The organism is Cohnella thailandensis (assembly GCF_014212135.1).
Classification (GTDB): Bacteria; Bacillota; Bacilli; order Paenibacillales; family Paenibacillaceae; genus Cohnella; species Cohnella thailandensis.
In genome coordinates this window covers 31,939-49,283 of record NZ_JACJVQ010000011.1, presented here as the reverse complement: position 1 = coordinate 49,283, position 17,345 = coordinate 31,939, and the positions used below count along the sequence as shown (strand labels likewise).

Annotated in this window: 12 protein-coding genes; 10 read left to right on the top strand and 2 right to left on the bottom strand. The window is 55.3% G+C overall.

Annotated features, from left to right (window positions below; all coding sequences use genetic code 11):
- Positions 1-70: 70 nt before the first annotated feature.
- Positions 71-1,399, bottom strand: a complete 1,329-nt coding sequence (locus tag H7B67_RS13530; protein ID WP_185120380.1) for an SGNH/GDSL hydrolase family protein — start codon at positions 1,397-1,399, stop codon at positions 71-73.
- A gap of 461 nt (positions 1,400-1,860) precedes the next feature.
- On the opposite strand from H7B67_RS13530, the gene gltB reads away from it, so the two are divergent.
- Both gltB and H7B67_RS13520 read left to right on the top strand, forming a co-directional pair.
- Positions 1,861-6,468, top strand: a complete 4,608-nt coding sequence (gene gltB, locus H7B67_RS13525) for a glutamate synthase large subunit (protein WP_185120379.1) — start codon at positions 1,861-1,863, stop codon at positions 6,466-6,468.
- A 186-nt stretch (positions 6,469-6,654) separates the two neighbouring features.
- Positions 6,655-7,872, top strand: coding sequence for an acyltransferase family protein (locus H7B67_RS13520; protein WP_185120378.1), 1,218 nt, complete (start codon positions 6,655-6,657; stop codon positions 7,870-7,872).
- 372 nt (positions 7,873-8,244) lie between these two features.
- Here the strand turns inward: H7B67_RS13520 and H7B67_RS13515 are convergent, their stop codons facing one another.
- Positions 8,245-9,207 carry a GNAT family N-acetyltransferase gene (locus H7B67_RS13515; RefSeq protein WP_185120377.1) on the bottom strand — a complete coding sequence of 321 codons (963 nt, stop codon included), beginning with the start codon at positions 9,205-9,207 and terminating at the stop codon, positions 8,245-8,247.
- Positions 9,208-9,796: 589 nt separating this feature from the next.
- On the opposite strand from H7B67_RS13515, the gene galU reads away from it, so the two are divergent.
- From galU to H7B67_RS13475, 8 genes are all read left to right on the top strand, one after another.
- Positions 9,797-10,687 (top strand): UTP--glucose-1-phosphate uridylyltransferase GalU, encoded by an 891-nt coding sequence (galU, locus tag H7B67_RS13510; protein ID WP_185120376.1) that lies wholly within the window; start codon positions 9,797-9,799, stop codon positions 10,685-10,687.
- A gap of 63 nt (positions 10,688-10,750) precedes the next feature.
- Positions 10,751-11,410: a sugar transferase gene (locus H7B67_RS13505; RefSeq protein ID WP_245363600.1), complete on the top strand. Its 660-nt coding sequence runs from the start codon at positions 10,751-10,753 to the stop codon at positions 11,408-11,410.
- Positions 11,411-11,475: 65 nt separating this feature from the next.
- A complete protein-coding gene (locus tag H7B67_RS13500) occupies positions 11,476-12,204 on the top strand; it encodes a YveK family protein (protein ID WP_185120374.1) in 729 nt (242 codons plus the stop codon).
- A complete protein-coding gene (locus H7B67_RS13495; RefSeq protein ID WP_185120373.1) occupies positions 12,185-12,823 on the top strand; it encodes a CpsD/CapB family tyrosine-protein kinase in 639 nt (212 codons plus the stop codon). The genes H7B67_RS13500 and H7B67_RS13495 overlap by 20 nt, the downstream gene beginning before the upstream one ends.
- Positions 12,824-12,837: 14 nt before the next feature.
- Positions 12,838-14,172, top strand: coding sequence for an O-antigen ligase family protein (locus tag H7B67_RS13490; RefSeq protein ID WP_185120372.1), 1,335 nt, complete (start codon positions 12,838-12,840; stop codon positions 14,170-14,172).
- Complete coding sequence (locus tag H7B67_RS13485; RefSeq protein ID WP_185120371.1) at positions 14,169-14,930, top strand: WecB/TagA/CpsF family glycosyltransferase; 762 nt, start codon at positions 14,169-14,171, stop codon at positions 14,928-14,930. Before H7B67_RS13490 ends, H7B67_RS13485 begins: the two co-directional genes overlap by 4 nt.
- A 100-nt stretch (positions 14,931-15,030) precedes the next feature.
- Positions 15,031-15,780: a WecB/TagA/CpsF family glycosyltransferase gene (locus H7B67_RS13480; RefSeq protein ID WP_185120370.1), complete on the top strand. Its 750-nt coding sequence runs from the start codon at positions 15,031-15,033 to the stop codon at positions 15,778-15,780.
- A gap of 155 nt (positions 15,781-15,935) precedes the next feature.
- Positions 15,936-17,306, top strand: a complete 1,371-nt coding sequence (locus H7B67_RS13475) for a lipopolysaccharide biosynthesis protein (RefSeq protein ID WP_185120369.1) — start codon at positions 15,936-15,938, stop codon at positions 17,304-17,306.
- Positions 17,307-17,345 lie beyond the last annotated feature (39 nt).

Genomic DNA, 17,345 nt, shown 5'->3' with positions numbered 1-17,345 from the left:
AAACGGCCGTCCCGGCGGAAGGATCCGTTCTTCCGGGACGGCCGGATAAGGCCCGTTCGTTGTGCCGATATTACGAATGAATAAAGGCCGTATTCAAGCTGGATCGGTAAACGACTTGATATTGAAGCCCCGTTGCGATGGCCGCGAGCGGCACGTATGTTTTCTTGACGCTGCCTACTTGCTGCAGATAAGCCGGGGTCGCGATAGGCTTCGTCTCTCCGTTCACCTTCATCGTTTTCGAGCCGATCGCGATGGCGACCGTATTGCTTCCTTTGACGAACGTGACCGTCTGCGTTTTGCTGTCCCATTTGTAGGTTGCGCCGGTCGCGTTCGCGACATCCGTCAAGGCAAGGAAGGTCGTGCTGTTTCTCAGCATCGGCTGGTTAGGGGACGATAAGGCTTTGCCGTCGATGTAGATCGCCGGAGCGACCGGCTTGCCGTTCTTCGTCTTCTCCGTGACAGGAATCGGCGTGTACGACTGCCAGACGGAGTCCGAGAATTGCTCCGCGATGGCGGCGTAGCCGAGTTGGTTCGGATGAACGTCCTTCTCGAAATAGATGTGGGTCAACGACATCTCCTTGCCCGCGAACAGAGAACGAATATGTACGATATCGACGGGAACGCCTTCTTCGTCGAGCTCCGCTTCCATCTCATCCAGCAGTCCCGCAAGCGTATCCGTTACTTTGATGAATTGCCCGTATAAGTCGGCGTCGTATTGAACGGGCATCGGGAGATATTGATCGGACAGCTTGATAACGGCATTAGGCGCCAATTCGTGGATCAACTGCACCGCTTTTTTTACTTGCGCTGCATAATTATTCAATTTGGTGTCTATTTCTGCATTGAGCTGCGCTACGGCTTCCTGCGGATCTTTGTCGAGCAAGCTGCGGATATAATCAAGGAAGTCGTTGCCTCCGATCGTCATCGCGACCAGGTTCGCTTGCTTAAGCGCTCCGTTAAGCTCGGAGGTCTTCGCCCCGACTTCGTTCGCCAGCGTCGTAATGCGTTCGTCCGTGAATTTGGAGAAATCCTGGATTTGATCGAATGTTAGCTTTTTGTTGTCTTTGGCCCCTTGGAGAAGATTGGTCAGTCCTTCCGAGGTAAGGCCTACGACGGCATAGTTGCTGAGCTCCGACCGACCGTGCAGGAGCGCTTGTTCATAAAGACGGTCCCCGTATCCGTAGACATCCTTCCATTCCTGGACGCCAGGCTCGTAGCCTGCGCTCACGGAGTCTCCGAGGATTACGATCCGATAAGGAGAAGAGACGGACGTTTCGGCTTGCATAGCGGCTAATCGTGCGGATTCGCCGACGGGGGCGGATGCGGTCGCCGCGGCGAAGGGAGACGCGGCCAAAGCGCCTGCGATGACGGCAACCGATAGGGTTCTTAGGGTTTTCAAAGAGTACAGTCCTCCGATCTAATTGTCGAATGTTCATGAATGAAACGGCTTATCGGAATCATAAAAATATTAAATTGCCATTCTTGACATCGTGGTGTTAAAATAATATAACTACAAAATGAATAATTATAAAAATAACGGGTTGTATGGCCGTCTAACGCGGAAATCGCCTAACCGGTCGCGTCTCCCAGCCTGCCAAGCCGTTATGTTTATTATAATTCCAACAGGTAAACATCGCCACAAGCGATTTTTGAGGAATCGTCCCCGCCACAAGCAACTGACGAAGAATCAAGATCATCCTTCCGCCAGCACAAGCCCTCGGAGTGTCGCTCCGTTTATTGCAATAGAGAAGAAGTTGCACGATTAAGGCTTGAACCGTAGACCGTCAGGTCGTTCGCATCGATGTCGCGATTGCTAGTAAGTTCCCTCCCACACATTCCTTACAGAAAGGTTGCGTTTATATGAAGCAGTTCGTGAACGGATTACCCCCTAAGCAGGGACTCTACGATCCGCAATACGAGAAAGACGCATGCGGAATGGGCTTCGTCGCCCATATCAAAGGGAACAAATCCCACGAGATCGTCGAGCAAGCACTATCGCTTCTTATTAATATGGAGCATCGCGGCGGTCAAGGGGCCGAGCCTAACTCCGGCGACGGGGCGGGGATCCTGCTGCAGATTCCTCACGGATTCCTCTCCGAGGAAACGGCGAAGCTGGGCTTCTCCTTGCCGGATTCCGGCAAGTACGCGGTGGGCATGGTATTCTTCACCCAGGACGAAGCGCAAAGAGCGAAGCATGAAGAGATGTTCGCTTCCATCGTCGAGGAGGAAGGATTGTCTCTGATCGGCTGGCGTACGGTTCCGACCCGGGACGATATGCTCGGCATCTCCGCCAAGCGCGTGAAGCCGTTCGTTCGCCAAGCGTTCATCTCCCGTTCGGAGGGACTCACCGACGATATGGCTTATGAGCGCAAGCTGTACGTTATCCGCAAGAGAGCGGAGCGCGCGATCCGTTACTCCGGCATCGAAGGCGGAGAGACGTTCTACTTCACGAGCCTCTCGAGCAAAAAAATCATTTACAAAGGAATGCTCACGACCGAGCAAGTCGGCCAGTTCTACCTGGAGCTGCACGATCCGCGCGTCGTAACGGCGATCGCGCTCGTACACTCGCGTTTCTCGACGAACACGTTCCCGAGCTGGGAGCGCGCGCATCCTTTCAATTATATGATCCACAACGGCGAGATTAACACGCTGCGCGGCAACGAGAACTGGATGCATGCCCGTCAGACGCTGTTCGAATCCGAGCTGTTCGGCGAAGACCTGGAGAAGGTGAAGCCGATCATCAACCACGACGGCTCCGATACCGGCAAGTTCGACAACACGTTCGAATTCCTGTATCTGGCCGGCCGTCCGCTCGCTCAGGTCGCCATGATGATGGTTCCGGAGCCGTGGCAGAACGACAACGAGATGGACGACGACAAGAAGGCGTTCTACGAATATCACAGCACGATGATGGAGCCATGGGACGGCCCGGCCGCGATGGGCTTCACCGACGGCGAGCAGATCGGCGCGATCCTGGACCGCAACGGCTTGCGCCCGGCCCGTTATTACGTCACCAAGGACGATCTGATCATCATGGCTTCCGAAGCCGGCGTTATCGAGCTGCCTCCGGAGGATATCGTGCTGAAGGACCGTCTGCGTCCGGGCCGCATGCTGCTCGTCGATACGAAGCAAGGCCGCATCATCTCCGACGAAGAGCTGAAGAAGGCGATCGTGTCCGAGCATCCGTACCGCGAATGGCTGAACGATCATCTGATCGATCTTGACGATCTGCCGGAAGCGAGCGAGCTGCCGGTCCTGGACCACGAAACGGTCCAAAAGCGCCAGCAAGCGTTCGGCTACTCGTTCGAAGACGTTCGCAAGATTATCGAGCCGATGGCGGCGAGCGGCTCCGAACCGCTGGCTTCCATGGGCTACGACGCTCCGCTGGCGGTGCTGTCCGAGCGCCCGCAGCGTCTGTTCAACTACTTCAAGCAGCTGTTCGCGCAGGTCACGAACCCGCCGATCGACGCGATCCGCGAAGAGATCGTCACCTCGACGTTCACGACGATCGGACCGGAGCGCAACCTGCTTAATCCGGAGCCGGAAAGCTGCCGTCACATCCGGCTGGCTTCTCCTATCGTCTCCAACGAAGACTTCGCGAAGCTCCGCCACGTGCATCGTCCGGGCTTCAAGTCGATCACGTTGCCGATCTTCTTCCTCGCGAAGGACGGGGAAGAAGGTCTTCGCCAAGCGATTCGGACGCTGTGCGAAGCCGCGGACCGCGTCATCTCCAAGGGTCATAACATCCTGATCCTGTCGGACCGCGGCGTGGACGAAGAGAACGCGGCGATTCCTTCGCTGCTGGCCGTATCGGCGCTTCATCACCACCTGATTCGCCAAGGCACCCGCACGAAGGTCAGCATCCTGCTCGAATCCGGCGAGCCGCGCGAAGTGCATCACTTCGCCCTGCTGCTCGGCTACGGCGTGAGCGCGGTGAATCCGTACCTGGCGTTCGAGACGCTGGACGACCTGATCCGCCAAGGGCTGCTGCGCAATATTTCGCACGAGAAGGCGGTCAAGAACTACCTGAAGGCCGCGAACAAGGGCGTCGTCAAGGTTCTGTCGAAGATGGGCATCTCGACCATCCAATCGTACCGCGGCGCGCAGATCTTCGAAGCGATCGGCCTCAAGACCGAAGTTATCGACCAGTACTTCACGTGGACTCCATCGAGAATCGGCGGCGTCGGTCTCGACGTCATCGCGGCCGAGACGCTTAAGGCGCACTACCGCGCGTTCTCGACCCAAGAAGGAGCCGAGCGGGAGCTCGATTCCGGCGGCGATTACCAATGGCGCAAGGACGGGGAAGACCATCTGTTCAACCCGAAGACGATTCACACGCTTCAGATGGCGACCCGTTCGAACGATTACAATCTCTATAAGAAGTATTCGGCTCTCGTTCAAGGCGAGTACGAGGAGATCCGCACGCTTCGCTCCTTGCTCGACTTCAAGTTCGATCAGCCTCCGGTGCCGATCGAAGAGGTCGAACCGGTCGAATCGATCTTCAAGCGGTTCAAGAGCGGCGCGATGTCGTTCGGCTCGATCAGCAAGGAAGCTCACGAAGCGCTGGCGATCGCGATGAACCGCATCGGCGGCAAGTCGAATTCCGGGGAAGGCGGGGAAGATCCCGCGCGCTTCGTGCCGGACGCGAACGGCGATTCCCGCCGCAGCGCCATCAAGCAGGTCGCTTCCGGACGCTTCGGCGTGACGAGCCACTATCTGGCGAACGCGGAAGAAATTCAGATCAAGATGGCGCAAGGCGCGAAGCCGGGCGAAGGCGGACAGCTGATGGGACGCAAGGTATATCCTTGGGTCGCCGAAGTCCGCGGCACGACTCCGGGCGTAGGCCTCATCTCGCCTCCTCCTCACCACGATATTTATTCGATCGAGGATTTGGCCGAGCTGATTCACGACCTGAAGAACGCCAACCGCCATGCGCGCATCAACGTCAAGCTCGTCTCCGAAGTGGGCGTCGGCACGATCGCGGCCGGTGTCGCCAAGGCTCGCGCGGACGTTATCCTGGTCAGCGGCTATGACGGAGGAACGGGAGCCTCTCCGATCGGCTCGATCCGCCATGCGGGCTTGCCTTGGGAGCTTGGTCTCGCGGAGACGCACCAGACGCTTATCCTGAACAACCTGCGGGACCGCGTTGTCGTCGAAACCGACGGCAAGATGATGACCGGACGCGACATCGCGATCGCGGCGCTCCTCGGAGCGGAAGAGTACGGCTTCTCGACGGCGCCGCTTGTCGTACTAGGCTGTATCATGATGCGCGTATGTCAGCTCGACACTTGCCCGGTCGGCGTCGCCACGCAGAACCCCGAGCTTCGCAAGAAGTTCATGGGCGATCCGGAATACGTCGTCAACTATATGCGCTTCATGGCTGAGGAGCTTCGCGAGATCATGGCTCAGCTCGGCTTCCGCACCATCGAAGAGATGGTCGGACGCACGGACCTGCTGGACACGAAGAAGGCGATCAGCCACTTCAAGAAGGCGGCCGGCGTCGATCTGACCGATCTGCTCTATATGCCGGAGCTGCCGGAAGGCTCGTTCCGCACGAACCGCAAGCAGCAGAACCACTTGATCGAAGAGTCTCTCGACATGACGCAATTGCTTGCGGCCGCGCAGCCGGCGCTGGAGAGCAAGGAACGCGTGCAAGGCTCGTTCCCGATCAAGAACATCAACCGCGTCGTCGGCACAATCGTCGGACACGAGGTAACGAAGCGCTACGGGAAGGCCGGACTGCCGGAAGACACGATCAACTTCCATTTCGTCGGAACGTCCGGACTGAGCTTCGGCGCCTTCATTCCGAACGGGATGACGCTGACTCTCGAAGGCGACGCGAACGACTACGTCGGCAAGGGATTGTCCGGCGGCAAGATCATCGTCCATCCGTCTAAGAAGGCTACCTTCAAGGCGGAAGAGAACATCGTAGCGGGCAACACCGCCTTCTACGGCGCGACAAGCGGCGAAGCCTACGTGAACGGCGTCGCGGGCGAACGCTTCGCGGTACGGAACAGCGGCGCGAACATCGTCGTCGAAGGCGTGGGCGACCACGGCTGCGAGTACATGACGGGCGGAAACGTCGTCATTCTCGGCAAGACCGGCCGCAACTTCGCGGCGGGCATGTCGGGCGGTATCGCCTACGTCATCGATTGGGATCGCGACTTCCACAAGCGCTGCAACTTCGAGATGATCGGATTGGAGTCGCTGGAAGACGAGAAGGAGATCGCCTTCGTACGCGGAATGATCGAGAAGCACGTCGGTTATACGGGCAGCAAGCTCGGCCGCCAAGTGCTTGACGAGTGGGAGCAGTTCCAGCCTCGCTTCGTCAAGGTCATTCCGAAGGACTACAAGCGCATGCTGGAGCAGATCGCCAAAGTCGAGGCCCAAGGCCTCAGCGGCGAGAAAGCCATGCTTGCGGCATTCGAAGCCAATATGCGCGAGCTGGCGAGAGCCGGCGGCAACTAATGATCATCGAAACGACGTTCGGGAGAAGATCCCGGACGTCTTTTTTTTGCTTTCTAAGCCTAGGAGATGAAGGATTTGGAATCGGCATGTTTAATATGATACAATTAGTATCATCGTAGCGATCTTGAAGATAAGTTCAGCAGAAGCTCGGAGAGCGCGCTTGAAGCTTGGAGAGGAGCACAGGAGATGTCGGAAATATCCGGATTCGATAGAAGGGCCGTTCCCGTTAACCAGCTTCGCTCCCGCAGCAGGGCTTCTCGTTCGTTCGGTCTGATCAGAGGCTTGTCCGCTCTTGGATTCATGCTTTGCACCCTGCTGGCTTGGCTGTTTGCCGGAAATGACGTTCAAGGGATCAACGCCGGCCTCCCGTTCGTCATCGTTCTGTTCGTCGCGGAAGGCTATGCCAACACGGCGAATCTGCTCAAAGCGATTCCGAATGGGAAGTGGTCATGGCCTTCTTATCTTTATAGCAGGCTGAAGCGGCTCTGGGGCTTGTTGCTGCCGGCGTTGCTGCTGACATGCCTATGGGGAAGCAATGCCTTATACTCGTTGACGGGGGAGGGAGAGCCCTTACAGCCAATCGACGGAATAACGGTCCTGGCCCATTTTCTTTTTCTCCAAGGCATTCACGCCGATAGCTTGGGTGCGAATTTGCCCCTGCTGATTCTAAGCTGCGAATTTTGGTTCTCTATCCTTCTAGCCTGTATCTTGCAATTCCTGTTCGCCCCGAACAAGTGGATGAAGGCCGCTTATCTAGGAGCCGCGATCTTAACCGGGTGGTTCATCGGCATGAGCATGCTTGCTTATTTCGCGATTTGGCTTCTCGGAAGCCTTCTCTCCGTTGTTCCTCTGCTCCGAATTTCCAGCCATGCGATAGGCGCATTGGCGATAACGGCTTCGGTCGCCGCGACGGTATTGGCTTTGCTAGGAGGCGGCATCGTCCCTCCGATGGCCCATTTCGGTTTGCAGGAAGGCTTCTTCCCGCACTTTACGATCGGGACCGCCTGCTTCGCGTTGCTCTACTTCATCCTCTGCCTTTACAATAAACCCCGGCGCGTAACGCCCTTTCGGGAGAATCAAGGGGTAGCAGGCGGGCTTGCCCGTTTAACGTATCCGCTTTATTTGAACCATATGCCCGTTCTGCTGTTTTTCTCCGCTTGGTTAGGATCGCCCTCCCGGCAGTCCGCGCCGGTCCTCCTTCTGTACGGCGCCGCTCTGGCTTGCGGACTCGTTCTCTATGCCTGGCTTGTTGCCGGCATGACGGAAGCTATCTTCCGACAAATTAAGGCTCTTTTGAGGAAAACGCTTCATTCGCTTGGATGGTCGTCCGCCGAAACTCCGAATAACCCCCAAAAGCCAAATAGACGTGAAAGTCGGATTCATTCGACAAAACTTCCGAAATAAGATTTCGGAAATGCTCGCCCCGGTCGACACCCTCTGCAGGAAAAATGGCCTATAATGACTATGGCTGTACATAATAGGTGTTAGAGAGGGATTAGATAAGGTGATAGAGAGCAAAGTGATTACCGTTTGCGAGCCTGTCGAACGACCGAACGAGCCTATGGAATTAGATATCCGCGATATTCTGGAACAGCTGGGGATCGACTATGAGAGATGGCTGAAAATAAGGAGCGAGTAACGTCTCGGCATCATCAAGGCGAAGAGTAGGGCGAATTCGCAAAGGAATCGTTGTCCGCGGAACTCCGGGACAGCGTCTTTGCGGCGCGCGCAAATAAAAAAACCATTGCAGGCGACTGCAATGGTTCGCTCAAGCCTTTACCGCAATAGCTTCATGCCTTCCTTCAATAACACGGAAAATTTAGCCAGCCTGCCGTTTGTCTTGGAAATTTTCAAATACGGCATCTGCACCGCTCCGAACCCTCGAAAGAACCGATCGATCGGCTCGAACATGCTCCCTACGAAATCGAAGTGCTTCCGTTGCTTGGAGGCTTCCTTAATCGCGTTCCACATCAGCAAGGAGGCCGCGCCGCTAGTTCTAAGCAAGGGGTCGCCTCCTCCCATTAAATAATAGACGGCCTTCGAATCCCATACGACGTAGATCGCGCTATGGATTTGCCCCGAGCCGTCGATAGCGACCCATATTTTTCTGCAGCCTCTTTCCTTGCAAGCCGCATCCAACTTCCTGATTAGCTCGGGACTGTAGGGATTATCCATCTGCTGGCGGTCGAACGTCTTTTTTTGCGTGTTGCAGAAGGCGTCGATATTTTCCTCTTCTATTACCGTAAGCGATTTTTCCGCCTTGCGGATCTCCCGGCGGATATTCTCGCGAAAATTCTGAAAGACTTGGTCCAGGTCTTGGGTGTTCTCGATCAGGTAGGTGTAATCCGTACTTTGCATAAAACCATGCCAGTGAAAAGGCATCCAGTTCGTGACGGACCAATGGAAATGCTGATAAAAGAAATGGAAATCCGGGAGGTTGTCGATTAAAGCCTGGAAAGTTTCCTTCTCGTAGGATAGCTTGGTCGTATATTTCTGATTGCTAGGGTATTCGATCCAAACCCCTAAGCAGGGAGTCAGCTTCGGCATTTCTAAGCTATTAAAAATATATTTCTTTGTCTTTAAATAGGGCAAGCTCGCGATAATCTCGTTATTTTTCAACACCACGCTGACATCCCAGTTATCTTCCCCGGCCGTGATGTCCAACCACCAATCCCTCGAAAAGATAGGGATATCCGGATTTTTGGCGCATAATGCCCTGTACCTGCTTTTATTGTCCATTCCCTTGACCTTCTTTTCATAAGAGTATTTTAGTTGTCGTCAAAGAGCTACGTATGTACTAGTTTTTCCATCCCTATTTTATGATACATAATGTATCAAGTCAAACAAAATAAGCTTAAACAATTGTTAAATCGTCCCAAAACCAGGCGTAAAGGGGTAAATCGCCTTATTCGTAAGATAAGCTCCTCCGAATTAACTACGTTCCTCAAGTTCCTGCGACCCACTTCGCGATTCGACTTCTTCCCGAAATTTTTCCGCGATCTAACAAATCGTATCTGACTAGTCCGAGAAATCTACTTTCCTATATATACTAAATGTATCGTAATGAAAGCGTTTTTGGAAAAATTTCGGGTCTAACGACTTGACAGTGATACATATTGTGTCTTATATTGATCTTGGAAATGATACAATTAGTATCATTCAAATGATCAAAGGTGACATCGCATGGACAGAAAGCAAAGAAACGCATTGTCGGACCGTCTAGCCCGGTCATGCATGAGGGCCGGACAATCGGATGACATTCTTCTCGCTGCCGTCCATAAATCTTGCCTGGTCCAATAATCAGTTCAACCCATTTGGAGGAGTGGCCATGAAGAAGGTTAGAAAAGCGATCATTCCGGCAGCGGGCCTTGGAACCCGGTTTCTGCCCGCAACCAAAGCAATGCCGAAGGAAATGCTGCCCATCATCGATAAGCCGACCATTCAATACATAGTGGAAGAAGCGATCAAGTCCGGGATCGAAGACATTATCATCGTGACGGGCAAGGGGAAGCGCGCCATCGAGGATCATTTCGACCATGCGTTCGAGCTCGAGTCGATCCTGTCGGAGAAAGGAAAGCTGAAGATTCTCGAAGAGGTGCGCCGGCCTTCCGGCTTCGACATTCATTATATTCGCCAGAAAGATCCAAGAGGTCTTGGCCACGCGGTATGGTGCGCCAGGCGTTTCATCGGGGACGAACCGTTCGCCGTTCTGCTTGGAGACGACATCGTGCAAGGGGAGGAGCCTTGCCTGAGACAGCTCATCCGCAAGTTCGAGCTCATGCAGTCCTCCATTATCGGCGTCCAGCCGGTTCCCAACCAGGAGACGCAAAGATACGGGATCATAGACGGCTTTGAGAGCGACGATAGATTGTATCACGTACGCACGCTTGTGGAGAAGCCGCTCCCGGGCTCCGCTCCTTCGAACCTTGCGATCATGGGCCGCTACATCCTGACTCCCGAGATTTTTCAGATCCTGGAGCATCAGGAAGCGGGAGCCGGAGGCGAGATTCAGCTTACGGATGCGATCCGCAGGCTTAACGAAACTCAGGATGTATACGCGTACCAATTCGAAGGCGTGAGATACGACGTAGGAGAGAAACTCGGCTTCATTATGACGACCTTGAAGTTCGCTCTCCAGAACGAAGAGCTCAGACCTTATCTGATGCACGAAATGGAGAATGTGCTGAAGCAGCAGACCGCTTCTCAGGTGATCGTATAAAGAGAATCAGGGAGAGGAAAAGGGAGAATGCATGACTATTCCGATAGTAACGAAACGCTGGTTATGGGGCGAACCTATTCCGCCGAATCCCGGCTTATCGGCATTGGCGCGGCAGACCGCGGTTATTTCGCCAAGAAAAGGCTGCTCGACGTCATCTGTGCCGCCGCTGGGATCATCATCCTGCTGCCGGTATTTATCGTCATTGCGATTTTGATCAAAATCTCGGAACCCCGGGGCTCCGTTTTTTTTAAGCAAACCAGGATCGGAAAGGACGGCAAGCCGTTCAACATGTATAAATTCCGGTCCATGGTCGTTAACGCGGAGAGCTTGCTGGCCGAGCTGCAGCACCGGAACGAAATCGAAGGCGCCATGTTCAAGATCAAGGAAGACCCGCGCGTAACGAGAATCGGGAAGTGGATCCGCAAAACGAGCGTAGACGAACTTCCCCAATTGTGGAACGTGCTGAAGGGCGACATGAGCCTGGTCGGTCCCCGGCCCGGTTTGCCCCGGGAGGTGGAGCAGTATTCCGGCTATGACCGTCTTCGGCTGCTGGTACCGCCCGGATGCACCGGGTTGTGGCAGGTAAGCGGAAGAAACGGGCTTTCTTTTAAGCAGATGGTGGAGATGGATCTGGACTATATTGGCCGCAGGAGCCTTTTGTTCGACTTGCGTATCATCCTTCGAACGTTCGTCGTCATCGTTTTTCCGAAAGACGCTTATTGAGCGGGAGAGAACGTCCGGTCATCCGAACGGGCGATACCAGAACTGAAGAGAGAAGGGAAATGCAGATGGATCTTAAAAAAATGGCCGGCGTGATTCGAAACCGATTGGGAATGATATCCGCGATTGTGGTCGTCTGCTGCCTTGCGGCGGGCTTGTTCACCCACTACATGATCGAGCCTAAATACGAAGCGTCCGTAAAGGTGATCGTCAACAAAACCTCCGATGCCGGCATCACGCTGGACGACGTATCGGTGAACGTGCTGCTGACCAAGACCTACTTGGAGCTGGCCCGCACGGGTGCCGTGATGGGAACGGTGGCGAGCGAGCATCCGGAATACGGGATGGACAGCGAAGAGCTGATGGAGATGGTCAAGTTTACCGCCAGCGAAAATACGCAAGTGATCACCATCGCGGCGCGCGACAGCTCCTATGAGCAGGCGGCGACGATCGTCAATGCCGTGGCGATGTCGCTGCAGGCCAAGGCGGCGGAGGTGATGAAGGAAGACAACATCACCATACTCGAACAAGCGTCGCTCGATAAAAGACCGCAGCCGGTTACGCCGAATTTGATTCTGAACACCGTTATCGCCTTCGTCCTGTCTCTGGCGGTTGCCATCGCGATCGCGTTCCTGCAGGAGCATCTTGACGAAACGATCCGGGACGAAGAAACCGCGAAGGACATTCTCGGTATTCCCTCTTTGGCCGTAGTCGGCCGAATCGACCCTGTGAAGAGCCGCAAAAAAACGTCGGCAAGGAAGGTAGGGGATGGCGTCTATGCCACGGCAAACCAATAAGATACCGGTGATTACGATGACGATCCCGGGAGTATCCGTATCCGAGGCCTACCGATCGCTGCGGACGAACGCGCAATATTCGCTCGCTGGCAAAGACACCGCCATCATTGCCGTTACGTCCAGCATCCGTAACGAAGGCAAATCGACGACGGCATTCAACTTGGCGACCGCCTACGCGCAGGAGGGCCGGAAGACTCTGTTGATCGATGCCGATCTCCGCAACCCGGTTCTGCATTCCGTATTCGGAATCGCGAACCGGACGGGGTTAACCCAGGTTCTTGCCGAAGGGACGCCGGTCGAGGCTTGCACCATTTCAAGCGGGATCGAAAGGCTCACCTTGCTGACCTCCGGACCTACCCCGTTCAACCCGTCCGAATTGCTGGCGTCCAGCCGCATGGAGAAGCTGCTGGAGGAATCCAGGAGGAATTACGATGCCGTCATCATCGATTCGCCGTCTCTGCTTGAAGTGACGGACGCTCAGCTGATCGCTTCGAAATGCGACGGAATCGTATTCGTCATTCGTGCCGGCAAAGTCAAGAAGTCAGCCGCGGTCAAGTCGAAAGAGCTGCTTACGCACGTGAAAGCTAACGTTCTTGGCTTTGTGCTGAACGAAGCGTAAGGCGACGCCTGCCTATGAACAAACTCGCGCTCGGTGGATATGGAGCAGCGAAAGTGCCGCCGTCCTTGCTGGTGCTCGTCGCTGCGGGGCTAGGAATCTCCGTTGCTTATCAGCCGCTCTTTACGGCCCTTGCCGTCGTCGGCATAGCGGTCGTCCTGCTGACCGTTCAGTCTCCTCATTGGGGCGGATATCTGCTTCTCGCCGCTTCGGCCGTCTCGGTTCAGTATCTCTTTGACGTCCATGTGCTAGGAATGGACCTGCTATCGCTTCAAAAGTTTTTTATCCTGCTGTTATGCCTGCCTGCCGCCCTCAAGTACGGAGTTTACGGGAAGAAAGCGGCGCCCGTCGTCGCGCTCGCCGTTATGCTGGCCTTCACCTACCTTCTGGCCGATAGGCCTCCGTCGCTTGGAGCGTTCGAACCGATCAAGGCGTTTATCGGCTTGTCCTCGCCGTTCGTCATGATGCTGATTCGTTGGCCGAAGCCGGTCGCCGCCAAGCTTGTCGATCTCATCTGCTTCTTGCCTCTTATCAGCGTATTCGTCGGCTTTGCCTTGGATACGGTCGGGTTCTACAGCCTGTTTTTGACCGAATTCACCGGCGCCGTCCGATTGGAAGGAGCCAACATTCCGCCTCATCTTGCCTTCCTCGCGTTCATGGCGTTCATGGTATCGATCATCGAAGCGAAGCGTCGGCCGGATAGGCTGGTCTTCCATTACTCGATGATGTCGATCAACTTCTTGATTCTGCTGCTGACCGGCACAAGAGGCGCGCTGATCTCGTGTTTGCTGATGGTTTTTCTCTTCCTGTATGACCTGGTAAAGCAGTACCTGAAAGGAAAGACCGCGCTCCTGATCCCGTTGATCGGATTTGTCGCCGTGCTGGGAACCTCCGTGTGGCTGCAGCTCGACAACCTAAAGAAACGCTCCTTCGAGAGAACGACGGGCGCGGGGATCGATCTCTCCGGTCGGCTTGAAGCCTGGACTTACTTTCTTAAGGGGGCGGAGGGCTCGCCTTGGTTCGGCAAAGGGCTCGGCGCCGTCCTCGTGGCGAACGACGGCAGCATCTTCGAGGGCTTTACGGTCCCCCATAACGAATACATTCGGTTTTATTACGATGGCGGCCTAATAGGCGCGATTATTCTGTTCGCGGCGCTCTTCTTTCTATTTTCGGTTGTCATTCGCGAAACCGCGAAGGGGCTGCGCATCTATATTGCCGTCCTGATTATCGGTTTTCTGATCTACTCTCTCTCCGACAATACGTTATCGACCTTGCAGTTTATCCTCCCGTTCTGCATCTATCTCAACGCGACAGGCGCCTTATCGAACTCCGATAAGGAGAAGTTCGCATGAGCAAGGTAAAGCTGTTTGGAATAGGCTTCGACAATTACGATTTTGACGACCTGCTGGCCTTTATGGACCGCGCGATCCTGGCCGGCAAGCCCTGCTATATCCTCACCTGCAATGTGGATCATCTCATGAAGCTGCAGCAGGACGCCCACTTTCGGGACGTATACAGCCAAGCGACGGCGGTCGTCGCCGACGGAATGCCGATCGTTTGGGCCTCCCGGCTTCTGCGGACTCCGCTTAAGCAACGGGTCGCGGGGTCGGATATCATGCCGAAGCTTGGCCGCCGGCTGGCGAAGAGGGGGTATCGGATCTTTCTTCTCGGCGCGGCGGAGGGGGTAGCCGATAAGGCGCGGCTCAATCTGGAGGCGAAGTATCCGGAGATCAACATCGTAGGCACCTATTCTCCGTCCTACGGATTCGAAAGCAACGAGGCGGAATGCCGGTGGATCATTTCGATGCTCCGCAGCAAGCGGCCGGATATCGTTCTTGTCGGGGCGGGAGCGCCGAAGCAGGAGAAATGGATTCATCGCCATTACAGGCAATACGGCGCGCCGATCTCGATTGGCGTCGGCGCCGCCCTGGATTATATGGCGGGCGAAGTCAAACGGGCGCCGGTTTTTCTTCAGAGGTCGTCCCTGGAATGGCTGTGGCGTTTGATCCAAGAGCCGAGAAGGCTTTGGAGAAGGTATCTGCTCGACGACATGAAGTTCCTTGGCCTGTTGCTCAGGGAATTGCGCGTCGGAAGAGGCGAGAAGCGGTGATTGCCGGCCGCCGGCCCGTACCGCAAAGGTTGAACTTAATCCGGAAGCTATTAGTCCCTGCTTGGAATCTAATTACAATAGCGAAGTGAGGCGGTCGATCGTGGAGAGCTACGAGATGCTGGGCATCAAGTTCCATGCGCTTAATGAAGACGAGCTGATCGAGTACGTTCATCAGGCCAACGCGGGCCAAGATACCAAGGTGATCGGCAATCATAATTTTCATAGCCTGTACCTGTCGAACCGCGTGGAATCGATGCGTGCTTTCTACGATCGAGCCGACTTGATTCATATCGACGGAATGCCCATCGTGTGGCTGGGTCGGCTATTCGGCCATCGCCTTAATCGAAGCCATAGACTGACAAGCTTGGACTGGCTGTCTCGATTGTTCAGCGAATGCGAAGAGCGCGGGTATCGAGTGTTCCTGCTGGGATCCGAGCCCGGCGTGGCCGAGAAGGCGTCGGAACGGTTCCTCGCCGATCATCCTAAGCTGCAGCTTGGCTGTTATCACGGGTATTTCGACAAGTCGGCGGATTCCGCTGAGAACGAGGCAGTGATCGAGCTCGTGAACCGGTTCGAACCCGATCTCGTGCTGGTCGGCATGGGGATGCCGATACAGGAGGACTGGATACGCTGCAATGTCCATCGGCTGAGAACGAAGCTTATTTGGAGTCTGGGCGCCTTCATGGACTACTACGCCGGCGTCAAGCCGCTGCCGCCGAGATGGCTGGGGAGGCTCGGCTTGGAATGGCTGTATCGTTTATTCTCCGAACCGAGAAGGCTTTGGAAAAGATACATCTTGGAGCCATGGTTTATCGTCTTTCTCCTTTTTCGAAACGTGATCAGAAGGTGAAGGACGCAGAAGCAAGAGAAATGCTTGGTTGGCGACATCGCTTCCTGGGCCTTCCGTTCAGGGAATACGCGTCGTCGGAAAGGTGGAAACCCGGTGATTGCAGGCTGCCTTGAGGTTAAATGCAACATAGACGGAACGAACGACGGTGCGATGTCATGATTAGAGCCGGGACGGATACGACGGCAAGCAGCGTGCTGCCTCCGCGCTCTAAGGCGAATCGCAAAGGATTGCTCGGACAAACGCTCATAACGATGGCTATCAGCGTTGCCATCCTTGTCGTTAACATGGCGACGGGAATAATAACGGCTCGCTTCCTGGGCCCAGAGGGCAGAGGCGTTCAGACGGCCTTGATCCTCTGGCCGCAATTCCTTGCCTTTGCCGGAACCTTCGGAATTCATGCCGCGCTGCTCTACCATATGAAGAAAGACCCGATGCATGAAGCGAAACTGTATTACGCTTCGTTGTGGCTTACCGTCTGTGCCGGAGCGATTTGCGTTGCGGCAGGGCTGCTGCTCATTCCGGCCTGGGTGGAGGCGGAAGACGTGGTTGCCGCCCAATGGCTAATGGCCACCACTCCGTTCGTGCTTCTCTTCTTTATGCATAACGCCCTGTTTCGAGGACGGGAAGAATTTCACTTGTTCAACCGAATGAGGTATCTAGTGCCTCTATTGACCCTAGCGGCATTGCTGCTTCTGGCCATGGGGGACCGATTGACGCCGATTACTTCGGCCATCGCCTATACGGCTACGTACATACCGGTAACGGTCCTGGCGATGATCCGAGCCATGCGGATCTATAGGCCCGTCTTCGCCGGAATGCGGTCGGCTTATAAGAAGATTCTAGCCTACGGCTTCGGAGCGTACGGCATTGATCTTCTCGGCAATCTGATCCTGTATTTGGATCAGATAATCCTTATCCATCTTCTGGCTCCGGGGCCGTTAGGGCTGTACGTCGTGGCGGTAAGCTTCTCGCGGGTCGCGGCCGTGTTCTCGTCCTCGATCAATATGGTTCTGTATCCCAAAGCATCGAGCCTTCCGCCCGGGGACGCGGCTCTCCTGACCTTGCGGGTGTTCAAATTAAGCCTGGTTGCGGCATTGGCGTTCGTGGCCGCTTTCACGGTCGCGGCTCCCTTCCTGATCCATCTTCTTTATGGCTCCAGCTTCGAGGGATCGACCGATATCTTCCGGCTGCTCGTGCTCGAGGTCGTTCTGAGCGGCGCGGCCCTCATGCTGGCCCAAGCCTTCATGGCGACCGGGAAGCCCTTCGTCGCTACCGTATCGCAGGCGATAGGCGTCGTGCTGATCATTCCGCTCATGTATTACCTCGTGCCGGAGCATGGCGTGATCGGGGCCGGTTGGGCCCTGCTGCTGACTTCCGTGATAAGGCTGCTCTTCGTTGCCGTCGTATTCGAATGGAAATTCCGCTTTAATCTGCGAACGCTGCTGCCCGGCTCGGACGATTATAGATGGTTGATAAGCCTGATTCGCGGCAGAAAGACTCAGGCTGCCGTGCGGTCGCAGCAATGATCAATAGTGCCGCGTATGGTATCAAAGGGAGGAATGCGT